Annotated in this window: 15 protein-coding genes and 1 other RNA gene; 4 read left to right on the top strand and 12 right to left on the bottom strand. The window is 70.5% G+C overall.

Features of this window, described 5'->3' with window-relative positions; genetic code table 11:
• Positions 1-3: 3 nt before the first annotated feature.
• From AC07OC_RS00650 to AC07OC_RS00640, 3 genes are all read right to left on the bottom strand, one after another.
• Positions 4-1,398, bottom strand: coding sequence for an efflux RND transporter periplasmic adaptor subunit (locus AC07OC_RS00650; protein WP_494600316.1), 1,395 nt, complete (start codon positions 1,396-1,398; stop codon positions 4-6).
• 178 nt (positions 1,399-1,576) lie between these two features.
• Complete coding sequence (gene rnhA / locus AC07OC_RS00645; protein ID WP_218297643.1) at positions 1,577-2,026, bottom strand: ribonuclease HI; 450 nt, start codon at positions 2,024-2,026, stop codon at positions 1,577-1,579.
• Positions 2,023-2,892 (bottom strand): class I SAM-dependent methyltransferase, encoded by an 870-nt coding sequence (locus tag AC07OC_RS00640; protein WP_218297644.1) that lies wholly within the window; start codon positions 2,890-2,892, stop codon positions 2,023-2,025. Before AC07OC_RS00640 ends, rnhA begins: the two co-directional genes overlap by 4 nt.
• Here AC07OC_RS00640 and gloB point away from each other — a divergent pair.
• Complete coding sequence (gene gloB, locus AC07OC_RS00635) at positions 2,891-3,667, top strand: hydroxyacylglutathione hydrolase (RefSeq protein ID WP_218341611.1); 777 nt, start codon at positions 2,891-2,893, stop codon at positions 3,665-3,667. The genes AC07OC_RS00640 and gloB overlap by 2 nt on opposite strands.
• Positions 3,664-5,190 carry a transglycosylase SLT domain-containing protein gene (locus AC07OC_RS00630; protein WP_218297646.1) on the top strand — a complete coding sequence of 509 codons (1,527 nt, stop codon included), beginning with the start codon at positions 3,664-3,666 and terminating at the stop codon, positions 5,188-5,190. Before gloB ends, AC07OC_RS00630 begins: the two co-directional genes overlap by 4 nt.
• A gap of 39 nt (positions 5,191-5,229) precedes the next feature.
• Here the strand turns inward: AC07OC_RS00630 and AC07OC_RS00625 are convergent, their stop codons facing one another.
• The 6 genes from AC07OC_RS00625 to dnaX form a co-directional block, all read right to left on the bottom strand.
• Positions 5,230-5,382: a DUF3096 domain-containing protein gene (locus AC07OC_RS00625; protein ID WP_218297647.1), complete on the bottom strand. Its 153-nt coding sequence runs from the start codon at positions 5,380-5,382 to the stop codon at positions 5,230-5,232.
• 199 nt (positions 5,383-5,581) lie between these two features.
• A complete protein-coding gene (locus tag AC07OC_RS00620; protein WP_218341610.1) occupies positions 5,582-6,634 on the bottom strand; it encodes an ABC transporter substrate-binding protein in 1,053 nt (350 codons plus the stop codon).
• Between the two features lie 171 nt (positions 6,635-6,805).
• The gene (locus AC07OC_RS00615) at positions 6,806-7,231 is read right to left on the bottom strand and encodes an MAPEG family protein (protein WP_218341609.1); all 426 of its coding nucleotides are present in this window, start codon (positions 7,229-7,231) and stop codon (positions 6,806-6,808) included.
• A 100-nt stretch (positions 7,232-7,331) separates the two neighbouring features.
• Complete coding sequence (gene recR, locus AC07OC_RS00610) at positions 7,332-7,922, bottom strand: recombination mediator RecR (protein WP_218297650.1); 591 nt, start codon at positions 7,920-7,922, stop codon at positions 7,332-7,334.
• Between the two features lie 153 nt (positions 7,923-8,075).
• Positions 8,076-8,408, bottom strand: a complete 333-nt coding sequence (locus AC07OC_RS00605) for a YbaB/EbfC family nucleoid-associated protein (RefSeq protein WP_010457931.1) — start codon at positions 8,406-8,408, stop codon at positions 8,076-8,078.
• Between the two features lie 228 nt (positions 8,409-8,636).
• A complete protein-coding gene (dnaX, locus tag AC07OC_RS00600) occupies positions 8,637-10,604 on the bottom strand; it encodes a DNA polymerase III subunit gamma/tau (protein WP_218341608.1) in 1,968 nt (655 codons plus the stop codon).
• 228 nt (positions 10,605-10,832) lie between these two features.
• On the opposite strand from dnaX, the gene ffs reads away from it, so the two are divergent.
• Together ffs and AC07OC_RS00590 are read left to right on the top strand one after the other, a co-directional pair.
• Positions 10,833-10,929: signal recognition particle sRNA small type (ffs, locus tag AC07OC_RS00595), an RNA gene on the top strand.
• A 249-nt stretch (positions 10,930-11,178) separates the two neighbouring features.
• Positions 11,179-11,934 (top strand): hypothetical protein, encoded by a 756-nt coding sequence (locus AC07OC_RS00590; RefSeq protein ID WP_494600315.1) that lies wholly within the window; start codon positions 11,179-11,181, stop codon positions 11,932-11,934.
• 153 nt (positions 11,935-12,087) lie between these two features.
• Here AC07OC_RS00590 and AC07OC_RS00585 read toward each other — a convergent pair whose 3' ends face one another.
• From AC07OC_RS00585 to AC07OC_RS00575, 3 genes are read right to left on the bottom strand one after another with little or no spacing between them, the layout of a single operon-like run.
• Complete coding sequence (locus AC07OC_RS00585; RefSeq protein WP_218341607.1) at positions 12,088-13,443, bottom strand: TIGR03862 family flavoprotein; 1,356 nt, start codon at positions 13,441-13,443, stop codon at positions 12,088-12,090.
• 44 nt (positions 13,444-13,487) lie between these two features.
• A complete protein-coding gene (locus AC07OC_RS00580) occupies positions 13,488-16,976 on the bottom strand; it encodes a UvrD-helicase domain-containing protein (protein ID WP_494600314.1) in 3,489 nt (1,162 codons plus the stop codon).
• A complete protein-coding gene (locus AC07OC_RS00575; protein ID WP_218341605.1) occupies positions 16,973-19,528 on the bottom strand; it encodes a PD-(D/E)XK nuclease family protein in 2,556 nt (851 codons plus the stop codon). Before AC07OC_RS00575 ends, AC07OC_RS00580 begins: the two co-directional genes overlap by 4 nt.
• Positions 19,529-19,596 lie beyond the last annotated feature (68 nt).

Raw genomic sequence — 19,596 nt, 5'->3', positions numbered from 1 at the left:
GCTTCATCGATCGCGCGCGGGGCGCGGGCCGGATGGCACCGCCTTGCCGGATGCGCCCGCAAGCTGGCAGGGGCTGGCCCCGGGCAGCGGGGCCACCAGGGCCGGCGAAGGCGCCGCGGCCACAGGCACGGGGGCGGGAACGGCGGCCGACGGCTGCTGCGCGGCGGGCATGCCCGCCGCGGAGCCGGCCGCGCCCGGTGCCGGGGCATCGGCCAGCGCCGCGGGCGCCGCCGAAGCGGGCTGCGCCGCGCCGGTGGCCGGCTTGCCCAGTTCCACCACGCGCACCACGGTGCCGTCCTTCTGGATGCGCTGCTGCCCTGCGGTCACCACCAGGTCACCCGTGGCAAGGCCGTCCACCACTTCCACAAACCCCGGCGTGCGCACGCCCAGCTTGACCGGCGTGCGCCGCGTGACCCGGCTGCCGGGCTCCTTGCCCTCGACGATCCTGAGCACGTAGGGGCTGGTGCCGTCCGGCACGACAGCCTCTTCCGGGATGACCCGGGCGTCGGCGCGCTCCGAAAACACCGCCGTCACCCGGGCAAACATGCCAGGGCGCAGCTGCAGGCGGCGGTTGTCGATGCATCCGCGCACCGCCACGGCCCGGCCGTCGGCATCGATCTGGGGGTTGATGGCCTGCACCACGGCGGCATAGCGCACGCCCGGCAGCGCGTCGAACGCCACCTGGGCGGTCTGGCCCGTGCGGATCTTGCCTTGCAGGCGCTCGGGCAGGCGGAAGTCCACGTACACGGCATCCAGGTCTTCCACGTTGACGATGTCGGCGCCATCCTTGAGGTAGTCGCCCACGTTCACGCCCCGGATGCCCGCAATGCCGTCGAACGGCGCCACGATCTTCAGGCGCGAGGCCGTGGCCTGCGCCAGGGAGAGCTTGGCCTGGGCCACCTCCAGGTTCGCGGCGCTTTCGTCCACGGACCGCTGGCTGATGAAGCCCTGGGCCACGAGCTCCTGGTTGCGCTTGTGGTTGGCCCGGGCAATCGACAGTTCGGCCTGGCCCTGCTGGACCTGGGCACGCGGCAACTGGTCGTCGAACTGCACCAGCACCTGCCCGCGCCGCACGCGCTCGCCGTCCCGGAAATTGAGCTGGGTGATGCGCCCGCTCACCTCGGGGCGCAGCACCACGCTCTGGCGCGAACGCAGGCTGCCCACGGCCTCGGCGTCATCGCGCATGGCCATCTGCCGGACGGCCACCGCCTCGACCGCCACCGGCCGGCCGGCCCCACCCGGGGCGCCGCCCCGGGCGGGTGCGCCATTGCCACCGCCGGCCAGGGCCGCCTCGGTGCGCGGGGCCTGCACGGATTTCTTCTGCAGCCACCATGCGGCACCGGAGGCTGCAGCGATGCCGATGACGGCGAAAACGATGTATCTGTGCTTGGACGCCATGGATCAATGAAACCGGGTGAAGTGGGAAAGCGCAACCAAAGAATGTATCAGTGCGTGTCTTGACCTGCAGCAACTCGCGGCTTGACCCCAAGGTCAATTGCGGCAGTTTTACGCAGGCTTTACACAAGGCGCGCACAAAAAAGGCTCCCGAAGGAGCCTTGACTGGCGAAGAGCGCCGTCACGCGCGGCCCAGGGCCTTGTCCACGCCGCGGTTGGCCAGCGCGTCCGCGCGCTCGTTGCCCGGATCGCCAGAATGCCCCTTCACCCATCGCCACTCGATGCGATGCCCGCCTGTGCTCACCAGCGCATCCAGGCGCTGCCACAGCTCGACGTTCTTGACGGGCTGCTTGGAGGCGGTGCGCCAGCCCCGGGCCTTCCAGCCATGAATCCATTCGGTGATGCCCTTGCGCACATATTCGCTGTCCAGGTACAGCGTCACGGCGCAGGGCCGCTTCAAGGCGGAGAGCGCCTCGATCACGGCCAACAGCTCCATGCGGTTGTTGGTGGTGCCCAGCTCGCCGCCAAAAATCTCCTTCTCCGTCGGGCCGGAACGGAGCACGGCGCCCCATCCCCCCGGACCCGGGTTGCCCTTGCAGGCGCCATCTGTGTATATCTCTACCTGGTTCAAACTGTGTTCCTGTCTCTTTCGGCGGCCGTGATGGCCCGGGAGGTGCGCGCGGGCGTACCCGCCGCGTGTGCGCGGTTGGCGATGGGCACCGTGGCGGCGGACCGCTGGCGGCTGGTGCGCCAGGCGGGCTCCAGCAAGCGCATGCCATGCACCCGCTTGACCGCCACGATGAAATAGGCGGCGCCAAAAATGGGCCACCATTTCTCACCCAGCCCATCCATGAAGCCAAAGCGCTCCAGCCACCGGGTGGTGCGCACCGCTGGACGATAACAGCCAAAACGGGCGGATTCGACCTCGAAACTCAAAAGCCTGAGCCAGTCGCGCAACCGCCGGTAGCCAATGAACTCGCCCACGTCGGGCAGGTACAGCGTGCCATTGCCCATGCGCTGGTACATGCGTGCGCGCCACTGGCGCAGCCCCCACAGGCTCGTGGGGTTCAGCCCGCTGATGACCACGCGGCCCTCGGGCACCAGCACCCGCTCCACCTCGCGCAGGGCGGCGTGGGGGTCGACACTCAGCTCCAGCGTATGGGGCAGGACCAGCAGGTCCAGGCTGGCCTGCGCGAACGGCAGGGCCACGGGCTCGGCGAGCAGGTTGACCATGCGGCACTGCAGGGGTGCGTCCACGCCACTGCCCGCCTCCAGAAAGCCCAGGGAGCCCTGGACGCCCTCCTGGCCCAGGGCCAGCCACTGGTGCGGCATGCGGTTGGCGCGCAGGCCGTCAAGCAGGGGCATGCCAAGCTGCAGGCTGTGGTATCCAAAAATATCCGCCACCGCCTCGTCGAAGCGCGCCTGCTCCCACGCCAGCAGGTACCGGCCCGGCGGGGAATCGAACCAGTGGTGCAAACCTATAATTTGATCGCTCATGAACTTGCTGCCGCTGCCCGCCTTTACCGACAACTACATCTGGATGCTGCACAACGGCCGCCAGGCGCTCGTCGTCGACCCGGGGGATTCCGCGCCCGTGCTGCAGGCACTGCAGCAACTGGACCTGCAGTTGCAGGCCATTCTAGTCACGCACCACCACGCCGATCATGTCGGTGGCGTCGATGCCGTGCGCGACGCCACCGGCGCCACGGTGTATGGCCCCGCGCGGGAGCAGATCCCCGGGCCCCTGCACCGCCTCGCGCAGGGCGATACGGTGGACGCGCTGGGGCTGCGCTTCGAGGTCATCGACGTTCCGGGCCACACCGCCGGCCACATCGCCTACTACTGCCGCCGCATCGACGGTGAGCCCCTGCTGTTCTGCGGCGACACGCTTTTTTCCGGCGGCTGCGGCCGGCTGTTCGAGGGCACGCCGGCCCAGATGCTGGACTCCCTGGACCAGCTGGCGGCCTTGCCCGGCAACACCCGCGTGTGCTGCACGCACGAGTACACCCTGTCCAACCTGAAATTCGCACGGGCCGTGGAACCCGGCAACGATGCGCTGCTCCACTACAGCAGCCAGTGCGAGGCGCTGCGGGCACGCCACCAGCCCACGCTGCCTTCGCACATGGCCCTGGAGCGAGACATCAACCCCTTCCTGCGTGTGCGCCAGCCCGCGGTGGCCCAGGCCGCCCGAGGCTACGACGCGCAGGTGAATCAAGACGATGCAGTGGCGGTACTGGCCGCGCTGCGCCAATGGAAAAACGAGTTTCGATGAAAATTTTGCACATCGCCTGCCTGGCCTGCGCGCTCTGGCTCACGGGCTGCGCCACCACCGCGCCATCGCAGGACAGCGCAGCCGGCACCGCCCCTTCATCCTCCACCGGCGCTGCGCCCCGCACCGCCTCCCACACCCCCGTCATTCCCAACGGACCGCTGCGCCCCATCACGGCGGCGCAGGCGGCCAGCGGCGAGGTCGCATCGCTCTCCACCCCCGCCGACCTGTGGGACCGCATCCGCCGGGGCTTCGCGATGCCCGACCTGCAGCACGAACTGGTGCAGGACCGCGAGCAGTGGTACGCCACGCGGCCCGACTACATGCAGCGCATGACCGAGCGCTCCAGCAAGTACCTGTTCCACATCGTCGAGGAACTAGAGCGGCGCGGCATGCCCACCGAGCTGGCGCTGCTGCCCTACATCGAGAGCGCGTTCAATCCCCAGGCCGTCTCCAGCGCCAAGGCGGCTGGCATGTGGCAGTTCATGCCCGCCACGGGCAACTACTTCGATCTCAAGCAGAACGCATTCCGCGATGACCGCCGCGATGTGCTCGCCTCCACGCGCGCCGCGCTCGACTACCTGCAAAAGCTCCATGGCATGTTTGGCGACTGGCACCTGGCCCTGGCCGCCTACAACTGGGGCGAAGGCAGCGTGGGCCGGGCCATCGCCCGCAACCAGAAGCAGGGGCTGGGCACCACGTACACCGACCTCAACATGCCGGCCGAAACCCGCATGTACGTGCCCAAGCTGCAGGCCGTCAAGAACATCGTTGCCCACCCCGAGGCCTTCCGCACCGAGTTGCCGCTCATCGAGAACCACCCCTACTTCCAGACGGTGGACATCACGCACGACATCGACGTGGCCCTGGTTGCCACGCTGGCGGGCGTGCGCGAGGAGGACTTCCGGGCGCTGAACCCCTCCTTCAACAAGCCGGTGATCCTGGCGGCCGGCACGCCGCAGATCCTGCTGCCCTGGGACAACGCCAAGGTGTTCCAGCGCAACCTCGAAGCCCGCCGCGAAGGGCAGTACGCGAGCTGGACCGTGTGGTCCGTGCCCTCCACCATGACGGTGGCCGAAGCGGCGCAGCGCGCGGGCATGAGCGAGAACGACCTGCGCAGCGTCAACAACATACCGCCCCGCATGCTGATCAAGGCGGGCTCGGCCCTCATGGTTCCGCGCTCGTCGGCCATCCGCCAGGACGTGTCGTCCCACCTGGCGGACAACGGGCAGGTCGCTTTCTCTCCGGAGATCGTCACCCGCCGCACCACCGTGCGGGCGGGCAAGGGCGAAACCGTGGCGAGCATCGCCCGCCGCTACAAGCTCGCGGCGGCCAGTGTCGCGGACTGGAACGATGTGCGCGCGACGGCCGCCTTCAAGGCAGGCCAGCAGGTCGTGGTGTATCTGCCGGTGCGGCAGGCCAGCCAGGCACGGGGCACGGTGGCGCGGGCGGGCACCGCCGCCAAGCGGCCGGCGGCCGCGCCGTCGCGCCGGGGCGGCACGCCCTCCAAGGTCAAGCGCCGCTGAAAAGCCCCTGAAAGGGCAGCGCGGACAGAGGCGCCCGCCTCAGAACTTCAGCGTGTGCATGCCCAGCAGCCCCAGGATGCCCATGATGATGAGGTACAGCGCCACGATGGTGCTGAGCAGGCGGGGCATGACCAGGATGAGGATGCCCGCGATCAGGGAGACAAGCGGGCCGATGCTGAGGGTGAACGTCATGGAGCGATCCTTGGTGGAGGGGTGAGTGGTATGCCGAGGCTACGGCCAACCGAACGCCGACGAATGTAAGCCATCTTCCCGACCCGGATGCCGCAGGCGCCACACGGAATGGGCGGCCTCACTTCATGTCTCCAGCGCCCTGCCCCCGCCCCACGGCAACGGCCGCCGCAAAGCGCCCCCGAGAGGCGCCGCCGCACGTTCAGACGCTGAATTTCTGGCGCGCCTTGCGCACGAAGTCGTTGGTGTAGGTGCGCGCCAGCTCCACCTTGAAATCCCCCAGCTCGGGGTGCACGCGCGCCAGCACGCGCAGCGCCGTGGCCGCGCCGTCGTCGGGCATCACCCCGTTGGGCGAGTAGGTTTCCCGCACGCGGCTGAAGGCGGCCAGGTACAGCCCCCGGTCGCCCATCAGGTAGCCCGCGGGCACGGCCTTGACAAGGTCGGCAGGGGCCGCGGTCTGCAGCCACTTGAGGGCGTGCACGATGCCGTTGGCCAGCGCCTGGGCCTGGGCGGCGTTCTTTTGCAGGAAGGCCTGCGGCGCGTAGAGACAGCTGGCGGGCATCGCGCCGCCGAACATCTCCTGCGCGGCCTTGAGCGAGCGCATGTCGGCCGTGATGCGGGTGTCCGCCTTCTGCTCCAGCAGCGTCATGATCGGGTCGGCATGGCACAGCGCATGCACCTGGCCGGAGCGCAGCGCATTCATCGCGGCCATGCCGGAGCCCACGCCGACAAAGGCCACATCGCGCGGGCCCAGGCCCGCGCGCGCCAGCACCAGGCTGGCCGCCAGGTGCGTGGACGACCCCGCGGACGACACCCCGATGCGCCGCCCCTGCAGGTCGCCGAGATCCTTGTAGGCCGGCAGCGACCGCAGCGAGACCCCCAGTGCCAGCTGGGGCGCGCGCCCCTGCACCACCAGCGACCGGAACGCCTGGCCCCGCACCTGCTGGCGGATGGTGTGCTCGAAGGCGCCGGCACAGACATCGGCCGCGCCCTCCTGCACCGCCTGCAGCGCCAGCGCGCCGGCCGAGAAATCGCGCACCGTCACGTCCAGCCCCTCGGCGCGGAAATAGCCCAGCTGGACAGCGAGCGCCAGCGGCAGGTGGTAGAGCACGCCCTGCCCGCCCACGGCGATCGTGACATTGCCCAGTGCCGCGCCTTCGGCCTGTGCCCGCACGGCGGCCGGCGCGAACACCGCGGCCGCCGACAGGGCGGACACGGCACCAAAGGCGCGGCGGGTGAGCAAGGGGCGGGTCATGGCAATCCGGAAAAATATCGATGCTGCATTGCAACAATCGTGCCGCAGAGCGGGCCAGCCCGCATCAGGGGGATTCCCAGCGGGTTTCTACGTACCAGGGTCGAAAAACAGGGGCTACGGCCCCGGGCGAACCGGCTGTCCTGGCCCTTTGCAAGCCAGGCGCGGCGCGGGTCAGCGGTAGCCGACGAACAGGATGGCGATGTTGACCAGAAACGCCCCGGCCCAGATCGCGCTGCGCACGGTGGGCATGTCGGAAACGTACATCATGATGTAGAAGATGCGCAACATGACATACAAAAATGCCAGGATGTCCAGCAATGTCTGCCCCGCCCCCAGCAGGTGCGCAATGATCACGGCGCCGATGAAGAACGGCAGTGCCTCGAAGCTGTTGGCCTGCGCCGCATTGGCGCGGGCCCGCCAGTCGGTCTGACGGGCCATCCAGGCGCGGGGGTCCCGGTTGTCGAAGCCCCCGTTCTTGCGCGGCTTGCCGAAGCTGCCGCTCTTGGCCAGCCAGGCACAGGCGATGGGAAGCAGTGCCGCGATCAGCACGCACCAATAGGCCACTGTGAACCGTGCGACATGCATGGTGGTATTCATTTTCAAGCCTTTTCGGGCCCCAGCGCTTTATAGATAAGCGCTGGCAGCTATTAAATTGTGAGTATTCTAGCCGCCGTGGCGCCCTTTTTCCACGCAGGGCCTAGCGGCGATCCACCAGCGCATGCGCAATCGTGCCCAGGTCCACATATTCCAGTTCGCTGCCCACGGGCACGCCGCGCGCCAGCCGCGTCACGTGCAGCCCCCGGCTCTTGAGCGCCTCGCTGATCACATGGGCCGTGGCCTCGCCTTCGGCATTGAAATTGGTCGCCAGGATGACCTCCTGCACCGTGCCATCGGTGGCGCGGCCCATGAGTTTCTGCAAGCCGATTTCCTTGGGGCCGATGCCGTCGAGCGGGCTCAGGCGCCCCATGAGCACGAAGTACAGCCCCTTGAACGCCCCCGTGCGCTCCAGCGCCGCCTGGTCGGCCGGCGTCTCCACCACGCACAGCCGCGTGGCGTCGCGCGCAGGGTCCAGGCAGGTGCCGCACACCTCGGCCTCGGTGAACGTATGGCAGCGCGCGCAATGGTGCACGGTGCCCACCGCCTCGCCCAGCGCCCGCGCCAGCGCCAGCGCCCCCTCCCGGTCATGCTGCAGCAGATGGAACGCCATGCGCTGCGCAGACTTCACCCCCACCCCCGGCAACCGGCGCAGCGCCTGGATCAAGACATCAAGGGAATCGGAAGCAGACATGCAGGTATTGGTTTTCAAAAACTCCGCCCTCAAGGGCGTAGCGAGCGGGATCAGCTGCCAGGCGGCCGGAGCGCAGAAACCGCAGCGTACTTCCTGTACGTGAGGATTGCGAGCACCGCCCAACGACGCAGATCGCCCGCTCGGCAGCCAGCCTCAGAAGGGGAATTTCATGCCGCCGGGGAGGCCTGGCATGCCTTGCGTCAGCTTGCCCATCTTCTCCGCCGAAGTCTCCTCCGCCTTGCGCACCGCCGCATTGAACGCCGCAGCCACCAGGTCTTCGAGCATGTCCTTGTCTTCGGCCAGCAGGCTCGGGTCGATGGTGATGCGCTTGACGTCGTGCTTGCAGGTCATCAGCACCTTCACCAGGCCGGCACCCGATTCGCCTTCCACCTCGATGAAGGCCAGCTCGTCCTGCGCCTTCTTGAGGTTGTCCTGCATCGCCTGGGCTTGCTTCATGAGACCGGCGAGTTGTCCTTTGTTGAACATGGTGTGTTTCCTTTGCTTCTTTCTGGTTGATCGATTCCCACGAAGGGACAGAGATTCGGTATCCGAGATGCACGGTATTGTGCTGTGCAATGTCAGCGGCCGTCGAAACTGGCACACCCCAATCCAGTGCACTCGTGGAGCTGGCCGTGCCAGGCCACCGAGTGCGTCCCCCTCCCGCGAAGCGAGAGAGGGGGAAGGCGCCGAAGGCGACTCAGGGGGAGCTTCATCTCACGCAGGCTTGATGCTGCCCGGCACGATTCTCGCGCCGTAGTCGCGCATCAGCGATTGCACATAGGGGTCGTTGTTCACGATCTCTTCGGCGCGGCGCTGGCGCTCGGCAGCGGCGGCCGCATTGCGGCGGGCCGGGCTGTCGATGACATTGCCCACCTCCACGCTGATCTGGGTGGCGTGCCCCGCGGCCTCCAGCGCGGCGCGCAGGCGCTCGCGGGCGGTGGGCTGATTGAGCGACTCGCGCTCCACGCGCAGCAGCCAGTGGCCACCGTCGCGCGCCACCAGCTGCGACTGCAGGGCCAGCTCACGCACCAGGGCGGTGATCGATTCCGCCGCCACCATCTGCTGCACGGTGGCATGCCAGACATCGCCCTCCTCGGTGGGCGTGTAGCGCGCGGAAACAGGCGCGGGGGCCGAAAGCGGCAGCGGTTGCAGCCGCTCCCCGGGTTCGGGCGTCTCGCGCACCGGAATCGCTACGAATTCAGGAGCACCTTGCGCATGCGGGGACTGCGCTGGGGGCCGATTTCGCTCAAACCGATCGGACGTACGCACCGGCAGCGCGGTGGCGGCCGAGGGGGCAGGCGCCGCGGCGCCTGGCTCGTCCGAGCCCGGCCAGGGAGGTGGCTCGGAGGCATCGGCGGATTCTGGTGAAGGGGCGTCTTGCGCCAACGCCGGGGCCACGGCGGGCTCCGGCGAAGCCGCCGGCACCTGGGGAGGTGGCGCGGCGGCCAGGGCCGGGGCAACCACGGGTGCCGGCATGGCGGCATCCGCCGCCGCGGGCACCGCGGAAACCGCCGGTGGCGGGCCAGAAGACGCCGCTTCAGGCCGCGTCAGAGTTTTTTTTTCAGCCGTTTCGCCCGAAGGCTTGAACGCCAGCAAGCGCAGCAGCACCATGGTCAGCGCCGCATACTCATCGGGCGCCAGGCCCAGTTCGCCGCGCCCGTGCAGGCACAGGCTGTAGAGCAGCTGGGTTTCGTCGGCGGGCATCAGGCCGGCAAGCCGCGCCGTTTCCGCCGCCTCGGGGTCGTCGGCATCCACGGCAGCCGCCATCTGCGGCACGGCCTGGAACACGGCCATGCGCTGCAGCACGGCGCTCATCTCCTCCAGCGTGGAAGCGGCAGACAGGCCATTGAGGCGCAGCGTGTCCGAGGTTTCCACCACCGTCTTGCCATCGCCCCGGGCCAGCGCGTCGATGAGGCGAAACACGTAGGAGCGGTCCACCGCGCCCAGCATCTGGCGCACGGCGGCCTCCTGCAGCTGGCCGCTGCCAAAGGCGATGGCCTGGTCGGTGAGCGACAGCGCATCGCGCATGGAGCCACGCGCCGCGCGCGAGAGCAGGCGCAGCGCCGGGGGCTCGGCCGGCACGTTCTCCGACGCCAGCACCTGCGTGAGGTGCGACAGCACGGTCTCCGGCGCCATGGGGCGCAGGTTGAACTGCAGGCAGCGCGAAAGCACGGTGACCGGCACCTTCTGCGGGTCGGTCGTGGCGAGCACGAACTTGAGGTACTCGGGCGGCTCTTCCAGCGTCTTGAGCATGGCGTTGAACGCCGTGTTCGTGAGCATGTGCACTTCGTCGATCATGAAGACCTTGAAGCGGCCCTGCACCGGCTTGTAGACGGCCTGTTCCAGCAGGCTCTGCACCTCGTCCACGCCCCGGTTGGAGGCCGCGTCGAGCTCGGTGTAGTCCGGAAACCGGCCACTGTCGATGTCGCTGCAGGCCGCGCACACGCCACACGGCGTGGCGGTGATGCCGCCCTGCCCATCGGGCCCCTGGCAGTTGAGCGACTTGGCCAGGATGCGCGACACCGTCGTCTTGCCCACGCCCCGCGTCCCGGTGAACAGGTAGGCATGGTGCAGCCGCTGCTGGGTGAGCGCGTTGGTCAGGGCCTGCACCACGTGCTCCTGCCCCACCATTTCGGTGAAATTGCGGGGGCGGTACTTGCGGGCGAGCACGAGATAGGACATGGGGGGTGATTCTAGGGCCCATGGCGTACCGGGTCTGGGTGCCGCGGCCCGCCATCCGCGAAAGCCCTGCGCCGCCCGGCACCGGCTCGCGCGCCCACGCCAGACACGCCGCCCAGGGGCCGCCCCTGGCGTGGGCAACGCCGCGCTGGCGTCGTCGCCCTTTGCAATTGCAGGCCATTCGAGAGGAGTAAAAAATGGCGTCCTGTTCAGGAGGTAGAATCCCATCCTGACGGGCCTCCCCGCATGGTGAAGCGGCCAACCGGGTCAGGTGGGGAACCAAGCAGCCCTAACTGTGGAGCCAGTGCCGGGGGTAAGGCTCGTCAACTTCTCTTTTCTTGCCTGCGCGGCGTGCCCGCGAGCGGCATTCCTGGCGCGGTGTTGTCGCGCATCCCCTCCCCCACCCCGTTCCCCTTCGTGGCATGCGCTGGCCGCCTCCTGCGCGCACAGGCACGCGGCGCGAGCGCATGTCAGTCCTTTCCCACGCTGTTTTGCGGCTTTCGGGATTGCGCCGCACCGGGCGGCAGGCGCACACTTTGTTGCATCGCTTCATCCTTTCTTTTCATCGGGTGCCGCCATGTCAACCCCCCTGACTGCGCAAGTGATTTTTTCCTTCCGTTACCGGCGCGCCTTGCCGGCGCGTGCGCGCCGGCCGCAAGCCCTGGCCCGCATGCTGCCCGGGCGCCCGGTGGTAGGCTGGCTGTGCCTGGCCGTCGCGGGCGCGGCCTGGGGAGCCGACTCCCAGTTCGCCGACGAGGCGCGGGCCAGCCTGGAGCAGGAAACGGCCCGCCTTTCCGCCGCGTACGAGGTCCACAGCGTCGAGCTGCCCAGCATGGGCGAGACGGCCCTGCCATGGGCCACCTCGGGAGCGGCCCAGCCGGGCAGCAGCTTCAACAGCACGCAGCACATCGGCGTGACGCGCTGGCTTACGCCCGAAACGTCCGATAGCGGGGGCCGATTCGGGCTGTCGCTGGGCATGAGCGCGCCGGCGCCCTCGGCCGCTGGCGCCCCCCTGGCGGGCGGCGCCCTGCCCCCCGCCAGCCTGGACCTCGGGGTTCGCTGGCGGTCCCGCCTGGACAGCGGGCGCCATCTGGACATTTCCGCCTGGACACGGCCTCTCCCGGCAGGCCAGCCCCAGGACGCGATGGGCATGATCTGGCAGTCGCAGCCGCCGACGTATGGAACCCGGGTGGAGGTGCAATGGGCCTCCTCCCGCACCCGGGGGCTGGTGCCCGAGTTTGGCGCCATCGGCGTGCAGCTGCAGGGCGGATCGCGCCTGGTGCTGCGGGCGCGCAAGGGCGGCCCGATGCTGTATTACCGCGCCAAGTTTTGAGCCCTCCTGAGCCTCCTGAGCCGCCTGCGGCGTCTGCCCCCCGGGGGGGACGCCTCCGGTGGACCGGCGCAACCGGATCCACGGTGGCGGTGGCGGCGTGTCAGTTTTGAACGCCGAAGGGAACTTCCATCTGGATGAAGGAGCCGCCGAAAGCTACACCCCGCGTTGGCGAATCCAGTCCAGCGCGCCGTGCCCGGCCACGCGACCACTCGCCAGACAAGCCGTGAGCAGGTAGCCGCCGGTGGGGGCTTCCCAGTCGAGCATCTCCCCCGCGCAGAACACGCCGGGCGCGGCGGCGGCCATGAGGCGGGCATCGAGCGCTTCAAAAGCCACGCCGCCCGCGGTGCTGATGGCCTCGTCCAGCGGCCGCGCGGCGACCACCGTGACGGGCAGCGCCTTGATCGCGTGGGCCAGCGCCACGGGGTCGTTCATCCCGTCCTTGCCCAGGTGCTCGTACAGGATGCCGGCCTTGATGCCGTCCAGCCCCAGGCGGCTCTTGAGATGGCTGGACAGCGAGCGCGACCCGCGTGGATGGCGCACCTCCACCAGCACGCGTTCGGGCGTGTGGTCGGGCAGCAGATCCAGGTGAAAAGTGGCATGGCCGTGGGCCTCGATCTCGTCGCGCAGCAGGTGCGATGCGGCATAGACCAGGCTGCCCTCCACGCCCGTGGCCGTGGCCACGAACTCGCCCCGGCGGCTGAAGGCGCGGCCCTGGCTGTCGGTGAACGCCAATGCCACCGTCTTGAACGGCTGGCCCGCGAACCGCCCGGCGAAGTGGGGCGTCCAGCCCGTGGCGGGAGCAGGTGTGCGGCCGATGAGCTCCTGCAGGAACGCGCGGCGCGTCTCCCCCGCAGGCACATCCCCACGAAGCACGTCGAAACCGCAGTTGGCGGGGCGCAGCGGCGCCACGGCAAGCCCACGCCCGGCCAGCAGGGGCACCCAGGCGCCGTCCGAGCCGAGGCGCGCCCAGCTGCCGCCCCCGAGCGCCAGCACCACGGCGCGCGCCTGCACCCGCTCCTCGCCCGACGGCGCGGCGAAGCGCAGCGCGCCATCGTCCGCCCAGCCCAGCCAGCGGCGGCGCATGTGGAACACCACGCCCTGCCCCCGCAGGCGCTGCAGCCAGGCGCGCAGCAGCGGGGCGGCCTTCATGTCGGCCGGAAAGACCCGGCCCGAGGTGCCCACGAAGGTCTCCACCCCCAGCCCCTGCGCCCAGGCGCGGATCTCGGGCCCGCCCCACGCGGTGAGCCAGGGCTCGACCTGCGGCTGGCGCTCCGCAAACCGGGCGGCGAACGGCGCATGGGGCTCGGAATGCGTGAGGTTCAGCCCCCCCTTGCCCGCCAGCAGGAACTTGCGCCCCACCGAGGGCATGGCGTCGAACAGATGCACCGCCACGCCCGCCTGCGCCAGCACTTCGGCGGCCATGAGCCCGGCGGGGCCTCCGCCCACGATGGCGACGTCGCAGTGCAGGCCGGCCACGTCGTCGGGGGCGGGAGGAAGGGAAACATTCATGGGGAAAACCTTTGGATGGGAGGCCGGCAATCGGGAAAAAAGCGTCAGAACAGGGAACCCTGGGGCGAATCGTCGGGGCCGGGTCCCCGCGGCAGGGGCAGCGGCGGCGGCACGGCCCCGGGTTCCTGCGCGGCGGGGGCGAGAGTATGCCGCAGCGCGGCCTCTGCGCCCTGCACTGCATCGGGCCCGGCAGGCACGGCGTCGGGCACGGGCACGAGGCGCCCGTCGCCCGTGAGGAAGGCCGCGCGCACGCGCTCGCTGGGCGTCTGCCCCTGCACGGCGCTGCGGTAGCGCTGCAGCTGGGCCAGCAGCGCGGGCTGGCGCTCGGGCTCGGCCGCGCTCTTGTAGTCCAGCACCCACCACCCGGCGCGTTCGGGCGGCTGGTGGCAATGCACCAGGCGGTCCAGCCGCAGGCTCAGGCCCTGGTAGCGCAAGGGCGCCTCGTTGATGGCGGTGTCCACGGCCGACGCCTCCCAGGCCCAGGCGCCTTCGCCCGCCAGGATGCGCTGCGCGGTCAGCGCGGCGTGCCGCGCGGCCGCGATGGTGATGTCGAAATCCCGCGCCAGCCGCGCCACCCGCGCGGGCGGCCAGCCCTGGGCGCGCAGCTCCATCAGCGGGGCCCCCGCCACGCCCGCCTGCTCCAGCAGCTGGTGCATGGCCTCGCCCAGCCGGGACTGCGGCGTGGAGGCAGCCGTGGCATCGCCGGGGTCGGCGGCCCGGTCGGCATCCACCGGCCCCGCGGCGGGTGCCGCGCGCAGGTGCTCCGGCAGCGGCGGCAGCTCCGCCAGCATGAAGTGATCGTGGCGGCCCGGCCCGGCCAGGGCTTCGCCCCCGGGCGCGCCAGGGCCCTCCTGCACGGCGATCTCGGCCGCCAGCGGCGCCAGGCGGTTCCACCAGCTGCCCGGCGCGGATGCGGCTGGCTGCACGCTGGACAGCGCCAGGCAGTGCTTGGCCCGCGTCATCGCCACGTAGAGCATGTTCAGCTCTTCGCGCTGGCGGGCCTGCTGCTCGGCGGCCAGCACTTCCACGGCGCTGGGCGGCGGGTTCGATTCGCTGGCCAGGAAGACGAAGGCCCTGGGCACGGCCTGCTCGCCGGGCCAGTCCACCAGCACGCCCATGGTCTCGGCCTTCTGGGGGCGGGTGTCGGTGTCCAGCAGCAGCACGCAGCGCGCCTCCAGCCCCTTGGCGCCGTGCACGGTGAGCAGGCGCACCGCCTGCGCATCCACCCGGCCCGGCGCGCGCACGCCGCCCTTTTTCATGGCACGCACAAAGGCGTAGGGCGTGAGGTAGCGGCCGCCGTCGTGCTGCAGCGCGGCCGACAGCAAGGCGCGCAGATTGGCCTGCACCGCGATGCGCTGCGCGGCGGGGGCGGCCGCCGCGAAGCGCGCCAGCACATCGGCGTGCTGGTAGATGGCGTGCAGCGCGTCGTGCGGGGGCAGGCCATCTACCCAGGCCCTGTATTGAGCCAAAACGGGCCCCAGCGCTTTCATTTCAAGCGGTAGCAGCTCACTTTTCTGTAGCAAATCAAACCAGCTGCAGGCAGCGTGTTCCGGCTGGCGGCGCAGCAGCGCCAGGGTCACCAGGGCCTCGTCGCCGCAGCCAAACAGGGGCGAGCGGAGTGCCCGAGCCAGGGAAAGGTCGTGCCCGGTGGACACCAGCGCATCGAGCAGCGCCACGATATCCTGCACCTCGGGCGCGTCGAACAGGTCGGCCTTCTCGGGCTGCACGCAGGGCAGGTGCAGGGCGCGCAGGGCCTCCTGCAGGGCGGCGAGCCGGTCGCGCTTGCGGGCCAGCACCAGCACTTCGTGGGGCGGCGTGCCCTGCGCGATCTGCGCCGCCACCCACGCGGCGGCCTGTGTGCATTCGCGCATGCGCTGGGTTTCCTCGGCCTCGTGGCGGGGCTCGGTCAGGCTGTCGCGCCAGGCGAAAGGGTCCGCGCCCGCGCCGCCGCTGCCGGCATCCGGCGGCAGGATGGCGGGCAGGCGCAGCAGCACGCCGGGGTCCCTGGACTCGGTGGTGTGGTCGCGAAAGCCGCTGGTCTCGTGCTGCGCCTGGGCGGTGCCCATGACGTGGTTCACGGCGGCGATCACGCCCGTGGCGTTGCGGCGCGTGTGGTCGCAGCTGAGCAGGTCGCCCGCGAGCCCGTGGCGCACGAAGGCCTGCGCGGCGATGAACACCTGTGGCTCGGCGCGGCGAAAACGGTAGATGCTCTGCTTGGGGTCGCCCACGACGAACACGCTGGGCGGCGTCTGGCCGCTGGCGCCGCCGCCCGAACCCGCATAGCCCGACAGCCAGGCGTGCAGCGCCTGCCACTGCAGCGGGTTGGTGTCCTGGAACTCGTCGACCAGCAGGTGGCGCACGCGCGCATCGAGCCGCTCCTGCACCCACCCCGAGAGGATGGGATCGGACAGCATGACCAGCGCCGTGCGCTCCACTTCGTTCATGTCCACCCAGCCGTGCCGGTTCTTCACGGCGGCAAATTCGCCGATCAGGCAGCGTGCCAGGCGGGCCATGCGCTGCTGGTGCTGCCAGGCCTCGTGCTGGCGCCGCGCCAGCAGCAGGCGCTGCAGTTCGGGCTCGGCCTCCTGGGCGGCTGCGAACTTCTCGAGGTTCTTGGACAGCCTATCTTCCTTGGCCACGAACATCGCCTTGCGCAGCAGGTCCAGGCGCAGGTTCGGGTCGCCGCAGGCCAGCGCGTCCACGATGGCGTCCGCCGCCTTCTGGGGTGTCTTGTTGGTCTCGGCCCCCAGCGCCCTGGCGCGCGCCAGCCAGCGCTGGTGGCAGGCATCGCCCTGCAGCGCGCCGGCGGGCTCATCCAGTCCCGCCAGTTCCGGGCAGTGCGCCTGAAAGGAAGGCACCGAGGCATCGAGCACGCCCGCCGCGTCGGCCAGGTCGAATTCCACGCGCTTGGCCAGCGCCGCCGCCAGCGCCTTGTGGGTCTGCGAGCGACCGTGGCGGGCTACCACGGCCTCGTAGTCGGCCCGCAGGCCGGCGCTGGTGGCCACGGTGTGCAGGAACGGGGCCCACACCTCGCGCACGGCTTCGGCATCGTCTTCGAGCAGTTCGAAGTTGGCCGGCAGGCCCTGCGCCTGCAGCAGCGCCAGCGGGGCCGTGCCCAGCAGCGCGGCAAACCAGCTGTGGAAGGTGCGGATCTGCACCGGGCGGCCGCTGGCCAGCATCTGGCGGTATAAATTTTGTAGCGCCTCGCGCTTGTCCTGAGCGCGCTCGGGGCTGATTCCTCTGGCAACCAGCTCGCGGGTGATGTCTTCCAGGGGGGCCTGGGCAAAGGCTTCGAGCCATTCCTGCAGGCGCTGGCGCATTTCACCGGCCGCCTTCTTGGTGAAGGTGATGGCCAGGATCTCGTGCGGCGCGGCGCCATCGAGCAAGGCACGCAGCATGCGCGACACCAGCATCCAGGTCTTGCCCGCGCCCGCGCAGGCCTCCACGGCCACGCTGCGCGCGGGGTCGCAGGCAATGGCGTAGAACGCCTCGCGGGAAACGGGGTGGCCGTTGTGTTCGTAGGCAGCGTTCATTCCCAGAAATCCTTGCGACACAGGCCGCGCGCAACGCAGTAGTCGCAGACCATGCCCTCACCCAGCGCGGGCATGGGGTCGCCCGCAGCGATGCGTTCGAAGTCGTGCTGGATGCCCTCCACCAGCAGGTCGCGCAGGTGCACCACCTCTTCCTGTTCGTGCATCTGGGTCTCGCCCCGCTCGCCCACGTTCACATAGGCGGCGCGCAGCGTGTCGTGGCTCAGCAAGGCGGCGTAGAACGCGAGCTGGGTGTCTTCCGCGCCCGCGCCGATGCGCTTGCGCGTGACGGTGTCGCTCTCGGTCTTGTAGTCGATAACCAATGGCATGGGCTCGCCGGTGGAGGAAACGGCGTCGATGCGGTCGATGGTGCCCACCAGCTGCAGGGCACCCAGCGGCTGGCGGGTCTGCACCTCGGCCTGCCGGAAGTGCCCCCCGGCCTGTTCATGCTGCGCAAGCCAGCGCAGGTAGCCATCGCGCACCTGCGGCCAGCCCGCGGCGAACGGCAGGAAGTCGCCCTCCCCCAGGCCTTGCTCCAGCGTGACGGCCTGCGCGGCGCTGTCCATGCGCGCCGCGCGCGCGCCCGCGTCGTCTGTCGGCTCGGCCAGCAGCGCCTCATGGAAGTGCTGCAGCACCGCGTGCAGCCAGTTGCCGAAGTCGCGCTTGTCCACCTCGGCGGCCAGCTCGTCGGCCTCCTGCAGGCCCAGCTGGCGCAGCGCAAAGAAGCGGTAGGGGCAATGCCGCAGGTCGGAATAGGCCGTGGACGACAGGCGCTGGACAGGCAGGGCACTCCCGTCGGGCCCGGGGCGCGGGGTGGGCGCGGTCGGCACGGTGCGCGCTAGGCGCCCATCGGTGCCAGGGCGGGCGGCGCCATCCAGGTGCAGCGCCAGCACCAGCGCGCTGGCCAGCAGGGGCTCGCCACCTTCGTCGCCCGTTCGCCACAGCACATCCACCTCGGGTGTCTGCAGGGCGTAGTGCCAGGCCGCGCGCTGGGCGGCCTCGAGCGATCCGCGCGTGGGCAGGCCCCAGGCCTCGCGCTGGGCCGTGGTCCAGTCACCCGTGGGCTCCGGTGACGACTGGAGGCGTTTTTCGTCGCACCCGGGCAGCACGAGCGCCGCAAACGGCCGTGCCAGCAGCTGCGGCAGGGGCAGGACGACCACGGGCGCATCGCCCGCGAGAGCCGGCACGTAGCGCGCGGCCTCGCACACCTCGCTGGCCCAGCGCGTGAATTCGGCGAGCGCCATGGGCCGCCCCGCGCTGTCCCAGCCGTCGAGCTCGGCCTCTTGCCCCGCCTGCAGGCGCAGCGCGGCCAGCACGCGGGCGCCCGCGTCATCCGCCTCCAGTTGCGCCCACTGGCCGCTGGCCTGCAGCAGCAGGCGCAGGGCCTGCAGCCACTGCGCCAGCGGGCGGGGCGCGCGCAGGCCCTCACGCCAGCCCTGCGCGAGCGCCACGCACTGCGCCAGGGCCGGCTTGCCGGACCAGTCGCGCTGCGCCGCACCGGCCCAGTTCGCCACCGGGGCCTTGCGCAGCGCGCGCTCGAGCGCATCGAGCGCTGGCGCCGCCACGGCGGGGGCGTGCTTGAGCCAGTCGAGCACTTCATCCGCATGGGCATCCCATGCGCAGGCCTTGAGTGCGGCCATCAGCTGCGCGGCGGCGCGGGTGGTGGACAGCGTCCAGCCGTTTTCGTCGCGCACCGCCACGCCCGAGCTTGCCAGGTGCGCGCCAATGCGGCGCGTGAGAGCCCGGTCGTTGGCCGCCAGCGCCACCGGTGTGCGGCCCGCCGCCACATGCGCCAGCACGCAGGCGGCGGCCCGCTGGGCTTCGTCCTCGGCATCCTGCGCGGCATGCAGCGCGACCCGCCCCATGGGACCTGGATCGCCAGGCCCGGGAGGCAGCGCCAGGGCCGTGGCCTTGTCGCCCCAGTGGTTCTGCAAGGCCTGCGCCAGGGGCTCTGCCTGGAACCCGTGCAGCACCACCAGCGCGTCCACGGACTCCCGCACGCCGGCCTCGAACAGCACATCGGTGGCATGGCGCGAGGCAAGCACCCATTCGAGCGCAATGCGCGCCACGACGGCCTCGAAGCGCAGCGCCGAGGCGCCATCGGCCTCGGGCAGCAGGCCGCGCGCATGCGCGGCCCATGCTGGCCGCTGCGCGGGCGGCACCGCGGCCACCACGGTCGCCAGCTGCGCCGCGGCCTCCTGCAGCGGCGCGGCCAGCACGTCGCGCTGGGCCGAAAGGCCCGCGCGGTCCAGCAGCGCCCGCGCCGTCAAGGTGTCGCGCGCCACATCCCCGGCCAGGTCGTCGCCCATGGGCACGAACGCCGCGAGCTGCCGTGCCCAGTTGCGCGTTGTTTCAAACCGGGGAGCAAAACCGTCCGCATGGAACAGGGCCCAATAGCGCTGCGCCCACGGCATGAGCTGGGCATAGGGGACCAGCACCACCGTGCGCGCGGGATGCGCGCCCTGCTGGCGCAGGTGCCCGGCCACCTGTCCCAGCACGCGCCGCCACAGGGGCACCAGGGCTGCGCACTGATCGCTTTTCGCTATGACAGTCATAGCGTCGCAGGGCCCGGCCACACCGGTGAACGTGGGATTGGTTTCTGTCACAATGCCCAGACTTTAAA

This window comes from Acidovorax sp. GW821-FHT10E04, assembly GCF_059415185.1.
This window is presented reverse-complemented; position numbering and strand designations above follow the sequence as displayed.